Source organism: Actinosynnema sp. NPDC053489, assembly GCF_044544865.1.
Classification (GTDB): Bacteria; Actinomycetota; Actinomycetes; order Mycobacteriales; family Pseudonocardiaceae; genus Actinosynnema.
Genome location: NZ_JBITXT010000004.1, coordinates 249,527 through 262,367 on the forward strand (window position 1 = coordinate 249,527; position 12,841 = coordinate 262,367).

Genomic DNA, 12,841 nt, shown 5'->3' on the forward strand with positions numbered 1-12,841 from the left:
CGGCCGTCGGGGTGAGCAGCATCGCGCCAGAGGCGGATTGACACACCATGATCCGTGACAGACGATCGGCAATCGCGCGCGAAACGGGGGAAGCCGGTCGAAATCCGGCGCTGACCCGCAACGGTAGGTCCGAGAAGGACGAGCCCGAACACCCGTCGCACGTGCCACGCTCCAGACACCGTCGAGGTCAACGGGTCGGAGCCCCGGGGGAGGTCGGTCACGGCAGTCCGGGGTCCGCTCGCGCCTCGCGCCCCGGAAAGGCCGAACATGTCGTTGAGACGGACCGCCGCCGTCATCGCCGCCGCCGCCGTCACCGCGCTCGCGGTGGTCCCCGCCGCCGAGGCGCGGGCCGTGCCGACGACGGACGTCGCCGACGCCGCCGCCGGTTGGCTCGCCCGGCAGCTGGTCGACGGCGACCACTTCGAGAACGTCTACGACGGCGTCGCCTACCCCGACCACGGCCTCACCCTCGACGCCCTGTTCGCCTTCACCGCCGCCGGCGTGGCGTCCGACAGCGCCGACAAGGCCGCCGCCTGGCTCGCCGAGCCCGACGTGGTCAACGGCTACCTGCACTCCGGCGACCCCGCCGAGTCCTACGCGGGCGCGCACGCGAAGCTGGCCCTGGCCGTGCAGGCGCGCGGGCAGGACCCGACGGCCTTCGGCGGCGTCGACCTGGTCGCGGGCCTCACCGCGCTCCAGGCGCCGTCCGGCCGGTTCCGGGACAAGTCGCAGTACGGCGACTACTCCAACGGCTTCACCCAGGCGTTCGCCGTGCTCGCGCTGGACCGGTGGCGGGGCGCGCCGCAGGCCGCCGTCGACTACCTCGTCGGCACCCAGTGCCCCGACGGCGGGTTCCCGCTGGTGCTGGAGGCCGCCACGTGCGCCTCGCACGTGGACGCCACCGCGATGGTCGTGCAGGCGCTGCTCGCCGTCGACCGGGGCGGTCCGGCGGCCGAAGCGCTCGACTGGCTGACCGCCGCCCAGCAGTCCGGCGGCGGGTTCCTGGACGAGGGCCAGACCGGCGAGGGCAACGCCAACAGCACCGGCCTGGCCGCCCAGGCGCTGCGCGCGGGCGGTCGCACGGCCGCGGCGGACCGCGCGACCGCGTTCCTGCGGTCGTTGCAGGTCGGCTGCGCGGCGGCGGAGCCCGACCGGGGCGCGATCGCGTTCGACCGGTCCGGGTTCACGACGACCACCTCGTTGCGGGCGAGCGCGCAGGGCGTGCTGGGCCTGGTCGGTGTCAACTTCGCCGACCTGACGGCGCGGGGCGGCCAGGCGGGCGCGCCCGTGCTGGACTGCCCGGCCACCACGACCACGCCCACGTCGGGCGCCACCACCACGACCACCACCACGACGGCCGGCACCACCACCGCGGAGCCGACGACCACGTCCGCCGCGACCACCACCGGCACGACGACCGCCGTGGTCGTGGTGGCGGCCAACGGCGGCACCCTCGCCCGCACCGGCGCGGAGGTCGGCCCGATGCTGTGGGTCGGCGCGCTGCTGCTGGTCGGCGGCGTGCTCGCGGTCGTGCTGGCGCGCAAGCGGTACGCGGGTGCCGGCAGGTGACCGGGTGGTGGCGGGCGTCGGTGGCGGTCGCCGTCGTCGGGCTCGCGATGGCGCACGCCCCGCTCACGGCCCGGGCCGCGGGCTGCGCGGGCGTCACGGTGGTCGTGGACTTCGGCGCGCTCGGCGGCGGGGTGCGCACCGGGTGCGCCCCGGGTGACCCGTCCTCCGGGACGGGCGCGCTGACCGCCGCCGGGTTCGGCTACACGTTCGCCGCCCGGCAGCCCGGCTTCGTGTGCCGGATCAACGGCCAACCGGGCAGCGACCCCTGCGTCACCGCCTCCCCCACCACCGCGTACTGGGGCTACTGGCACGGGCAGCCCGGTGGCTCCTGGGTCTACAGCGCCACGAGCGCCGGCGGGTACGACCCCGCGCCGGGCACCGTGGAGGGCTGGGCGTTCGGCGCGGGTCAGCAGCCGGGCATCGCGCCGCCCGCACCGCCGGCGCCGCAACCACCCGCGCAACAACCACCCGCGCCCGCACCGGCCCAACCGGCGCCGCCCGCCCAACCCGGTCAAGCCGGTCAACCTGCCCAACCGGGTCAACCGGCTCCCCCGGCGGCGCGACCCGACCAACCGGGAGCCACGCCGGAGGCGACCGCCGCGACCACGACGGCCGAGCCGACGACCGCGGCACCCACGTCCGCGACCACGACGGGAAGCACGACCTCCTCGTCCACCGCACCACCCGCCGGGACGCCCGCGGCCGTGGAGCCGACGGCCGGCACGTCGTCCGGCGGCACGGTCGGGCCGGTCGTCGGGATCGCGGTGGTCGCGGCCCTGGCCGGCCTCGGCGCGTGGACCGCGCGGCGGCGCGCCCGGGCGGCCGGGTGAGCCTGCACCCCGGCGCGTGGTGGCTGTGGGCGCTGTGCCTGGCCGCCGTCGCCGCCCGCACCACCAACCCGCTCCTGCTGGCCCTGGTGATCGCGGTCGCGGGGTACGTGGCCGTGTCGTGCCGGGAGGACACCCCGTGGGCGGGCGCCTACGGGGTCTTCCTGAAGTTCGCGCTGGTGGTGCTGGCGATCCGGGTGGTGCTGCACGTGCTGCTGGGCGGCCTGGGCGGGCCGACGGTGCTGGTGACGTTGCCCGAGGTCCCGCTGCCGGAGTGGGCCAGGGGCGTGCGGCTGGGCGGCCCGGTGAGCGCCGAGGGGCTCGTGTTCGCGCTGTGCCAGGGCCTCCAGCTGGCGACGCTGCTGTGCTGCGTCGGCGCGGCGAACGCGCTGGCCAACGCCAAGCGGCTGCTCCGGTCGCTGCCGGCCGCGCTGTACGAGGTGAGCGTGGCGGTGGTGGTGGCGTTGACCGTCGCACCGCAGCTGGTGGCGGGTGCCCGGTCGGTCCGACGGGCGCGGGAGCTGCGCGGTGACGTCGTGCGGGGCGTCAAAGCGGTGAAGCTGCTGGTCGTGCCGGTGCTGGAGGACGCCTTCGAGCGGTCGCTGGTGCTGGCCGCGGCGATGGACTCCCGCGGGTACGGCCGCACGGCCGGGCTGCCGAAGCGGACCCGGGTGGTCACCGGCGCGCTGGTGCTCGGCGGGTTGCTCGGCCTGTGCGTCGGCGCGTACGGCCTGCTGGGCGGCGGGACGCCGGGCGTGGTGGGCACGCCGATGCTGGCGGTGGGCTCGGTGCTGGCGGTCGCCGGCCTGTGGACGGGGTCGCGGCGGGTGCGGCGCAGCCGGTACCGGCCCGACCGGTGGGGCCCGCGCGAGCTGCTCATCACCGCGTCCGGGCTGGTGGCGGCGCTGGCGACCTACCTCGCCCCGGCGGGCCTGGGCGGCGCGGCGCTCACGCCGGGCACCGTGCCGCCGGCCGTGCCCGACCTGCCGCTGCTGCCCGCGCTCGGCCTGCTGTGCGCGCTCGCGCCCGTCGTCGTCGCCAGGAACAGGGTGGACCCGTGATCCGGTTCGAGAACGTCTCCGTCACCTACCACGACGCCGCCGCGCCGGCGCTGGCCGACGTCGACCTGCACGTGCCGGAGGGCGAGCTGTGCCTGGTCGTCGGGCGCACCGGCTCGGGCAAGTCCACGTTGCTGCGCGCGGTCAACGGGCTGGTGCCGCACTTCACCGGCGGCACCCTGACCGGCCGCGTGCTGGTGGCCGGCCGCGACACCCGCACGCACCCGCCGCGCGAGCTGGCCGACGTGGTCGGCGTGGTGGGCCAGGACCCGCAGGCCGGGTTCGTCACCGACTCGGTCGAGGAGGAGCTGGCGTACTCGATGGAATCGCTGGGGCTGCCCAACCCGGTGATGCGCAAGCGGGTCGAGGAGACGCTGGACCTGCTGGGCCTGGCCGAGCTGCGCAACCGGCCGCTGGCCGCGCTGTCCGGCGGTCAGCAGCAGCGCGTCGCGGTCGGCGCGGCCCTCACCGCCCACCCGCGCGTGCTGGTGCTGGACGAGCCGACGTCGGCCCTGGACCCCGGCGCGGCCGAGGACGTGCTGGCCGCGCTGCACCGGCTCGTGCACGACCTGGGCATGACGGTGGTGATCGCGGAGCACCGGCTGGAACGGGTGGCGCAGTACGCGGACCGCGTGGTGTGGCTGCCCGGCGGCGGCCTGCCGCCGGTGGCGGGCGACCCCGGTCCGGTGCTGGCGGACGCACCGGTCGCGCCGCCCGTCGTGCGGTTGGGCCGACTGGTCGGGTGGCAGCCGGTCCCGGTGTCCGTCCGGGACGCCCGGCGGCTGGCCGGTCCGCTGCGCGACCGCCTCCCGGAACCGCCCGCCGTGCCGCCGACCCCGCCCGGTGAGCTGCTGCGCGCCCGTGACGTGCGCGTCCGCTACGCCGCCGTGGACGCCGTGCGCGGTGTGTCGCTGGACGTCGGCCCGGGCGAGCGGGTGGCCCTGATGGGGCGCAACGGGTCGGGCAAGTCGAGCCTGCTGTGGGCCGTGCAGGGCACGGGCAAGCGGGCCGGCGGCGACGTGGCGGTGGCCGGGGTCGACCCGGCCGGGCTCAAGCCCGGGCCGCGCCGCCGGGTCGTCGGGCTGGTCCCGCAGCAACCGGGCGACCTGCTGTACCTGCACGCGGTCGGCGACGAGTGCGCGCAGGCCGACCGGGAGTCGGACCGGCCCGCGGGCACGTGCCGCGGGCTGCTGGACCGGCTCGCGCCGGGCATCCCGGACGACCGGCACCCGCGCGACCTGTCGGAGGGCCAGCGGCTCGCGCTCGTGCTGGCCGTCGCGCTCACGCCGCGACCGCGCGTCGTGCTGCTGGACGAGCCGACCCGCGGGCTGGACTACCCGGCCAAGACCCGGCTGGCCGCCGCGCTGCGCGACCTCGCCGACCGCGGGCACGCCGTCGTGCTGGCCACGCACGACGTGGAGTTCGTCGCCGAGTACGCGACCCGCGTGGTCGTCCTGGCCGACGGCGAGGTGGTGGCCGACGGCCCGACCGCCGAGGTGGTGACCGCGTCGCCGGTGTTCTCGCCGCAGGTGGCGAAGGTGCTCGCGCCGCGGCCGTGGCTCACGGTGGAAGACGTGCGCGCGGCCCTGGCGGCGTCGTGAGGGCACCGGTCCGCGTCCGACCCCGCGCCACCCTGGCCCTCGCCGCGGCGGCGGCGATCAGCGTGGTCGCCTTCGGGTGGCCGCTGCTGGTGTCACCGGACGCCGCCATCGCCCAGGGCACGTCCGCGCCGTGGACGTTCGCCCTGCTCCTGCCGCTCGTGCTGGCCGTGGTGCTGGCCGAGATCGCCGAGGGCGGGCTGGACGCCAAGGCCGTGGCGATGCTCGGCGTGCTGTCCGCGCTGGGCGCGGCCATCCGCCCCCTCGGCGCGGGCACGGCCGGCATCGAGACGGTGTTCTTCCTGCTCGTGCTGGGCGGGCGGGTGTTCGGGCCCGGGTTCGGCTTCGTGCTCGGCAACACCACGCTGTTCGCCTCCGCCCTGCTGACCGGCGGCGTCGGCCCGTGGCTGCCGTACCAGATGCTCGGGGCGGCGTGGGTGGCGTTGGGCGCGGGGCTGCTCCCGGCCGTGCGCGGCCGGGCCGAGCTGGTCCTGCTGGCCGGGTACAGCGCGGTGGCGGCCCTGGTCTACGGGATGCTGCTCAACCTGTCGTTCTGGCCGTTCGCGTTGAGCGCGGGCAGCACCTCGCTGTCGTTCCAGCCCGGCGCGCCGGTCGTGGACAACCTGGTCCGCGTGGTGGCGTTCAGCCTGGCCACGTCCCTGGGCTGGGACGTCGGCCGGGCCGTCACCACGACCGTCCTGGTGCTCGTGACCGGTCCGGTGCTGCTGCGCACGCTGCGCCGGGCCGCCCGCCGAGCGGTGTTCGCCGACCCCGTGTTCGCCGACCCGGGGCTCAGCCCGGCAGCCGCGCCGCCACCTCCGCCGGCGCGTCCAGCACCTCCGGCGTGACGTACCCGGTCGCCACCTCGGCCTCCGCCACGGCCACCGCGGTCCGGACCCGGCCCGACCCGTAGTTCGCGCCGGTGAACGCGACGTCCGGCAGGCCCAGCCGACCCGCGGCCAGCGCCTCCACGCCACCGGTGCCGGGCGCGTCCACCAGGTCGCGGAACTCCCGCGCGTCGCCGCGCGAGGCGAACCCGACCCGGGCCACCGCGACCACCGCCGAGTTGCCCGCGTCGTCCCCGACGACGAGCAGCGCGCGGTCCAGCGAGGTGCACGCGTGCCGGCGCAGGAACTCGCGCACCGCGCCGAACGCCGCGTCCACGCACGAGCCACCCGGCTCGGCCGTGCGCCGCAGCTCGCGCAACCCCATCCGCCGCCACGCGCCCTCGGCGTCACCGCGCCCGGCCGGCTCCGCGCCCTCGTCCCGGCGGTCCGCCACGCTCGGGCCCGCGCCGCCGCCCGCCGCGCCGCCGGCGCCGAGGCCGACCGCTCCCCCGTACCCCACGGCGCTGAGCGCGATCAGCCCGGCCAGCAGCACCGTCCTGCTCCGACCACCCCCGCCCGCGACCGGCCGCACGCGGCCCCGGTCGTCGGTGTAGAAACCCAGTCGCACGGCGACCTCCTCCCCCTGGGGAAGGTCTAGCAACCGCGCCGGGCCGCAGACCCGAATTTCGCGGAGAACCGCTCGAACAGCGCAAACCGGATGGTCGGTTCACTGACCGTGCGTGACCCGCCACGCGTCGTAGTCCTCCGGGGTGCGCACGCCGTCGTCCAGCACCGCCCGGTAGACGTCGAAGCTGCGGTAGTCCGGCCGCGAGTGCTTGATGAGCAGGATCGCGACCCGCGCGGCGGGCGTGAGGCGGTCGGGCAGCGCGCGGACGTGGCCGAGGTCGGGTTGGCGGTCCGGCTCGTCGACGAACCAGATGTCGGCGTTCCACTCGGGCCCGGCGTCGCGGTACTTCAGCCCCAGGTACAGCCCGTCGGGGTAGGCGTCCGGCTCGGTGTTCCAGCGCCCGGCGTCCTTGCGGAACTGCACCACGCGGACCCGCTCGTGCCGCGCGAGCCTGGCGCCCAGCTCGACCACCGCGGCCACGTCCAGCACCGGGCACACCACGGTGATGTCGAGGTCGGGCACCACCATCAGGCCCAGCGCCGAACTGCCCGTGCGCACCGGCTCGCCCAGCTCCGCCAGCACCCGGTCCAGCCCGAGGTCCGCCACGACGGCGTCGGCCCCGGCCTGCAACTCACCCTGTCGCCGCAGCAGCTCGTCGATCACGTGCCCAGTATGATCACGTGCCCGGTGTCGCGTCCCGGCGGCGGGCGGCGAACAGCAGCACCAGCCCCAGCACGGACATCACCAACCCCATGCCGTACGCGGTGCGGTAGCCGAAGTGCTGCGCGAGGCCGAGCAGCGGCCCGGAGAGCATCGCGCTGGTCTTGGCGGTGTTGGTGTAGAGGGTGCTGGCGTACCCCGGCCGGTCGGGCGCGAGGTCCTGGAAGTAGGAGATGCCGACGCCCATGACCGCCGAGATCACCACGGCGTGCAGCACCTGGGCGGCCATCACCTGCCAGGTCGCCTGCGTGAGCAGCATGACCGCGTAGTAGGCGAGCGCGACCGCGCCACCGGCCAGCACGAGCACCCGGTGGTTGAACCGGAGCGCCAGCGCGCCGAACCCGAGCATCAGCGGGATCTCCAGCGCCGCGCACAGCCCCAGCACCAGCCCCGCGTCCCCCGTCGTGCCGCCCAGGTCCTCGGTGACGAACAGCGGCATCGCCGTCACGCCGACCGACGTCGCCCCTTGGAGCAGCACGAACGCCACCGCGGCGAGCGCCATCTCCCGGCGCGGCCCGGATTGGCGTGCCACCTCGGGCGACGGCCCGGCGGTCGGCGCCAGCTCGGGCAGCCACACCAGCGTCACCACGACGGCCAGCGCGTACACCGCCGCGCTCACCCAGAACAGCCCGGTGAACCCGGTGCCCGCGATCAGCAGCGCGCCCAGCGGCGGACCGCCCACCCACGCGATCGACATCGTCATCCGCAGGCCGCTGATCATCAGCGGCGCCTTCGCCGAACCGCTGCGGTCCAGCAGTTGGCGGGCGTAGGCGTACATCTGCGAGACCTGCGACGACGAGACCGCCCACAGCGTGACGGCGACCGCCAGCAGCAGCCAGTAGTCCCGCACCACGGCGAACAGCACCCACGACGCGGCACCCGACACCCCCGCCACGGCGAGCAGCGCGCGGCGGATCGCGCGACCGTCGGAGAACCGGCCGAGCAGCGTGCTCACCAGCATCGCCGCGAGCGCGCTGACCAGCAGGAACGCGCCGACGGCGACCGGGCCTGCCTGGACCTCCTTGATGAGGAACAACGACAGGAAGGGCGCCGCCACCGCGTACCCGGTCGCGGAGAGCAGGCTCACCGACACCAGCGGAGCGAAGGGTCGGGACCGTGGCGGGGCGGGGGTTTCGCTCAGGGCGGGCACCCAACCGATCCTTGTCGCCCGAACGGGTGACGAGAAAGCCGATTTCCACCATCCGGACCGGTGAGAGCGCTCACACCGTCGCGCGGGAGACGAGCACCGCCATGTCCAGCGGCAGCTCCCGGACGTCCACCAGGGCGAACCCGTTGGCCGACAGCAGCCGCCGGTGCTCCTCGGTGGTCCGCTCACCGCCCTGCACGGTGTTGACCATCATGTGGACGTTGAACGCCAGCGGCAACACCGTGCGCGGGTCGTCCCGGATCGGGCGCTCGACCACCGCCAGCGTCGCGCCCTCGGCCATCGCCGACCGCACGTTGCGCAGGATCGCCGAGCAGCGCTCGTCGTCCCAGTCGTGCATGATCCGCGAGAGCAGGTAGAGGTCGCCGCCCGCCGGCACGGGGTCGTGGAAGAAGTCGCCCGCCACCACCGAGGCGCGCGTGCCGTGGCGGGCCAGCACCCCGGTGGCCGCGCCGGTCACGTGCGGCCGGTCGAACAGCACCCCGCGCAGGCCCGGGCCGGCCGCCAGCACCAGGTCGAGCAGCCGCCCGTCGCCGCCGCCCACGTCGACCACCGTGCCGGTCGCCGGCAGGTCCAGCAGCCCGGGCACCAGCTCCAGGAAGCTCGTACCCGCCGCCATCGCGCCCTCGAACAGCCGCGCGTCGGCCGGGTTGGCGGCGAAGTGCTCGAACGGCTGCACGCCGTAGACGTGCCGGAACCCGCTCTCCCCCGTGCGCACGGCGTGCTCCAGCCCGCCGAACGACCGGTAGAACAGGCCGCCGTAGATCCGCGCGAGGTCCCGTTGCGACCCGGCGACGTCGCTGCGCAGCACCGCGCCCACGTCGGTCAACGACCAGTGCTCGCCGTCGCGCCGGAACACGCCCAGCGCGGCCAGGAAGGCGAGCACGCGGCGCAGCTTGTCCGGGCGGGACCCGGTGCGCTCGGCCAGGTCGGCGGTGTCGCGCGGGCCGTCGGCCAGCAGGTCGGCGATCCCCAGCTCGGCGACCGCGGCCACGGCCCGGGTGCGCCACGCGCCGGTCATCAGGTCCAGCATCGAGCGCCGGGGTTGGTCGGGTCGCCCGACGTGGCGCTCCAGCAGCGGCGCGTGCCGGCCAGGGGCCTTCAGCTCCAGCCGCGCGCCGGTCGCGCCGCGGAAGTGGAGCGCGGTGGCGTCCTCGTGCCCGTCGTAGCCGCCTCCGTCGACCGTGAGGCCCGCGTCCAGCAGCGTGGCGCACACCCCGCGCAGCAGCACGTCGTCGTCGCCGGTGACGTGGAACGCCAGGTGCGACTCGGCCTCGCGGTCGGCCTCGGACAGCGCCGACCCGCCGGGCACGACGAACAGCTCCACCTCGCGCGGCCCGCCCGCGACGGCGCCGCGCACGACCCGCACGTCGAACTCGCGCCCGGTCCGGTCCCGCAACCGGTCGCGGACGACCACGCTCGGGCACGGCTCCCCCGCCGCCACGCCCAGGTCGGCCAGCGCGCCGGTCACGTCGGCCGGCCGTTCGGCGCCGACGAGCACGGCCGCGTGCGCGAACTCGAGGTGGCGCAGGACGGGCGCCGGCGGGTCGCCGCCCAGCACGGCCGCGAGCGCGTCGCCGGTGCCGCGGTCGCGCACGAAGGCCACGGCCTCCGCCAACCGGCGGAGGTCCGCCTCCTCCAGCGCGCCGCTCGTGGTCACGGACATTGCCGGTCCTCCCCAGAGGATGGCCGTGCCCCACCCGCGCGGGCAGGGCACGGCGGGGTCGTCACCCCGTGCGGGGTCAGGCTGTGCCGAGCTCCGGGTGGAACTCGACGTCGCACCAGCGCACGAGGCCGGCGATGCGCGGCTGCCCGTCGTGGCGCCACACCATGGAGGGCCTGGTCATCGCGCCGGGCGCGCACACCCGGCTCGCGCCGAGCACGGCGAGTTCCCGCGCGGTGCGGCGGAACTCCTCGCCCACCGCGCCCAGGCCCACGTTCTGCAGGTGCGCGGCGAACGGGCGCATCGCGTCCACGGCCGCGGCCACGTCCGGCACGGACACGATCCGCGCGACCCGGTTGCCCGCGCCGCTGAGCGGCATCAGCGCGTCGTCCAGCACGACCGTCCACTCCAGCCCGTCCGGCGCCCACACCTCACCGGCGTCCGACGTGGCCGCGCGCCACTCGGCGACGAGCCTGCGGTGCTGCAGCACGGTGGCGTCCTGCGCGTCGACCGTCCCGGGTGGGTTGTCCAGCGCCTCGCGCCGCATCGCCGCGGCCAGGTGCTCGGCGATCGGGCGGGCGTGCTCCCGCTGCACCAGGTAGACCTGGGGCGAGAGGCACGCGTGCTGGTCGAAGTCGCTGCAGTCGGCGGCGATCCGGCGGGCCACCTCGGCCGGGCCGTACCGCTCGGCGTACTCGGCGCTGACGATGCCGAACGACAGCTTGTGGCCGTGCTCCTCGTAGAGCTGGTGCGGCCGCACCCTGGCGCGGATCGCCGCGCACGCCTGGTCGCCGCCGTAGGCGATGACCGCGTCCGCCTCGCCGAGCGCCGCCTCCAGCGCGGCCTCGTCGTCGCGGTCCCAGTAGGTCGCCACGACGGCGTCGGCCAGCACCGGCTCCACGTCGTGCAGGGTGCGCAGGAACGCGGCGGTGAAGTGCGGCTCCTTGGCCGGGATCTTGGCGATCACCGACGCCTTCACCAGCAGCGCCCGCACGAGCGACCGCGCGGGCAGGCCCGGCACGTTGCCGGAGAAGACCGCCAGCACGGTCGCCGGGCCGACTGCGGTCGTGCCGCCGCGGAAGCCGTCGAGCACCTCCGGGTCGCCCAGCTCGCGGGTCAGCGCGGCCAGCAGCTGCTCGGCGCGCAGGTTGCCCAGCTCGGCGTCCAGCGCGCGGTCGATGGTCTCCTCGGACATGCCGGTGACCAGCGCCGCGTCGCGCACGGCGGCGCGGCGCGGGGCGAAGTCCCGCTTGCCCCACAGGTCGACCACCGCGTCGATCGCCTCCACGATCCGCCGCACGGGCAGCCGCCGCAGCTCCTCGTGCGCGGACCGGAGCCCGTCCCCGACGGCGGCCCAGTCCGCCGGTCGGGTGCCGCGCCACTCGTGCGGCCCCGCCGCGAGGGTGAACGGCACGCCGTCGTCGGCCAGCCAGTCGGGCGTCCAGGACACGCTCATGCCGCGCCTCCGGTCATCTCGTCGAGGGTGAGCGAGCAGCCGCGGCTCGCGCTGCCGGCGATGCGGCCCGCGATGGCCACGCCCTCCGGTCCGGCGATGCCGAGGTCGCCCGTGAGCAGCACGTGCGGCCGGTCCAGCACGGACAGGTCGGTGACCTCCAGCAGGCCGCGGCCCTCCGCCAGGTGCTCGCGGGTGCGCGGGTCGCGGACCTTGGGCCCGCCGGCGGGGTGGCTGCCCTTGGGTCGTTCGCCGAGCGGCCCGACCGGGGTGTCGGAGGCGTCGTAGAGCATGTTGGCCAGCTCGGTCATGCCGAAGATGTTGCCGTGGCGCTCGATGCCGAAGACCCGGCGCACGGCGGCGCGCAGCTCGTCCACGCCCATGACGCGCGAGCGGCCCTTGAACCCGCCGCCGTCGTACATCCGCGAACCGGGCGGCAGCTCCCAGCGCCTGCCCCGCGCCTCCAGCGCGTCGCAGATGTTGACGAACGCGAAGGTCGCGCCCACGAGCACCACCGGCCGCCCCTCGGCCACGGCGGCGTCCAGCCGGTTCGCGAGCAGGTCGAAGTCCACGCCGTCCGCGCCGACCACGGCCGCGCTCAGCTCCGGGTCGCCGCACGACTCGGCGATGCGCGCCATGTCGAACGCGATCGCCATGTCCGGCGCGGCCTCCTCCGACGGCGCGAAGGGCAGCACCACGGGACGCTCGCCGCCGTCGGGCAGCAGGTGCCGCCTGGCGTTGGCCTCGACGGCCAGGCGCTTGAGCTCCAGCCCCGCCGCGGAGTAGCGGACCGTCCCGCGCACGCTGCCGGTCGTTCCGCTCGTGCGGAACACCCGCACCACCGGGGCGTCCGGGAACAGGTGCGGGCCCCCGTCCTTGTAGGCGGTGTCCGGGATGCCGACGCCGGTGCCGACCTGCTTCCAGTAGCGGGCGACGTCCGGCGAGTTCGCCAGGGCCAGTTCCACCAGCTGCCCGTGGAGGTCGGCCGGGTCGCCGACGCCGTCGCAGACGAGCCGTGCCAGGTGGTCGAAGAGCCGCGCGACGTGGGGGTCGTCGTGGGCAACGGTCATCGAGCGATCCTCCTGCGGTGAGGGGCGGCTCGGGAAACACCAGCAGCGGCGACCGCGGCGGACAAGGGTCCGTCCCCGGAACGGGGCACCGCTGACCGGGGGTTGCCGAGGCCACAGGATGACTCAGCGACGGCGTGCGTGACACCGAACGAGCGCGTTCCGCTTCGGGAAGTGGAACGCCGGGCGGTCCTGTCGGTGCATGTGACCGACCCGGAACGCCCGGAACGCCCCGGTCGGCGCAGGCGTGTCAACCGCCCGGCCCT

General features: G+C 76.1%; 11 protein-coding genes and 1 riboswitch. Of the genes, 5 read left to right on the forward strand and 6 right to left on the reverse strand.

The window, feature by feature from the left end:
• Positions 1-52: 52 nt before the first annotated feature.
• A riboswitch (cobalamin riboswitch) is annotated at positions 53-175 on the forward strand.
• Positions 176-267: 92 nt separating this feature from the next.
• Genes ACIGNX_RS10915 through ACIGNX_RS10935 form a run of 5 tightly spaced genes read left to right on the forward strand, consistent with a single transcriptional unit; the run spans position 268 to position 5,900 of the window.
• Positions 268-1,569: a prenyltransferase/squalene oxidase repeat-containing protein gene (locus ACIGNX_RS10915; RefSeq protein WP_396538629.1), complete on the forward strand. Its 1,302-nt coding sequence runs from the start codon at positions 268-270 to the stop codon at positions 1,567-1,569.
• Entirely contained in the window at positions 1,566-2,399 is an 834-nt protein-coding gene (locus ACIGNX_RS10920; protein WP_396538631.1) for a hypothetical protein, read from the forward strand. Before ACIGNX_RS10915 ends, ACIGNX_RS10920 begins: the two co-directional genes overlap by 4 nt.
• Positions 2,363-3,457: a CbiQ family ECF transporter T component gene (locus ACIGNX_RS10925; protein WP_396538633.1), complete on the forward strand. Its 1,095-nt coding sequence runs from the start codon at positions 2,363-2,365 to the stop codon at positions 3,455-3,457. The genes ACIGNX_RS10920 and ACIGNX_RS10925 overlap by 37 nt, the downstream gene beginning before the upstream one ends.
• Positions 3,454-5,055 (forward strand): ABC transporter ATP-binding protein, encoded by a 1,602-nt coding sequence (locus tag ACIGNX_RS10930; protein WP_396538635.1) that lies wholly within the window; start codon positions 3,454-3,456, stop codon positions 5,053-5,055. Before ACIGNX_RS10925 ends, ACIGNX_RS10930 begins: the two co-directional genes overlap by 4 nt.
• Complete coding sequence (locus ACIGNX_RS10935) at positions 5,052-5,900, forward strand: ECF transporter S component (protein WP_396538637.1); 849 nt, start codon at positions 5,052-5,054, stop codon at positions 5,898-5,900. Before ACIGNX_RS10930 ends, ACIGNX_RS10935 begins: the two co-directional genes overlap by 4 nt.
• Here ACIGNX_RS10935 and ACIGNX_RS10940 read toward each other — a convergent pair.
• From ACIGNX_RS10940 to ACIGNX_RS10965, 6 genes are all read right to left on the reverse strand, one after another.
• Positions 5,845-6,507, reverse strand: a complete 663-nt coding sequence (locus ACIGNX_RS10940) for a hypothetical protein (protein ID WP_396538639.1) — start codon at positions 6,505-6,507, stop codon at positions 5,845-5,847. The genes ACIGNX_RS10935 and ACIGNX_RS10940 overlap by 56 nt on opposite strands.
• 99 nt (positions 6,508-6,606) lie before the next feature.
• Entirely contained in the window at positions 6,607-7,170 is a 564-nt protein-coding gene (locus ACIGNX_RS10945) for a hypothetical protein (protein WP_396538641.1), read from the reverse strand.
• A 13-nt stretch (positions 7,171-7,183) separates the two neighbouring features.
• Positions 7,184-8,314: a sugar efflux transporter gene (locus ACIGNX_RS10950; protein ID WP_396538643.1), complete on the reverse strand. Its 1,131-nt coding sequence runs from the start codon at positions 8,312-8,314 to the stop codon at positions 7,184-7,186.
• Between the two features lie 133 nt (positions 8,315-8,447).
• Positions 8,448-10,058 carry a methyltransferase gene (locus ACIGNX_RS10955; RefSeq protein WP_396538645.1) on the reverse strand — a complete coding sequence of 537 codons (1,611 nt, stop codon included), beginning with the start codon at positions 10,056-10,058 and terminating at the stop codon, positions 8,448-8,450.
• A gap of 76 nt (positions 10,059-10,134) precedes the next feature.
• On the reverse strand, positions 10,135-11,511 hold the full coding sequence (locus tag ACIGNX_RS10960) for an acyl-CoA reductase (protein WP_396538647.1): 1,377 nt from the start codon (positions 11,509-11,511) through the stop codon (positions 10,135-10,137).
• Positions 11,508-12,578 carry an acyl-CoA reductase gene (locus ACIGNX_RS10965; protein WP_396538649.1) on the reverse strand — a complete coding sequence of 357 codons (1,071 nt, stop codon included), beginning with the start codon at positions 12,576-12,578 and terminating at the stop codon, positions 11,508-11,510. Before ACIGNX_RS10965 ends, ACIGNX_RS10960 begins: the two co-directional genes overlap by 4 nt.
• Positions 12,579-12,841: the final 263 nt, after the last annotated feature.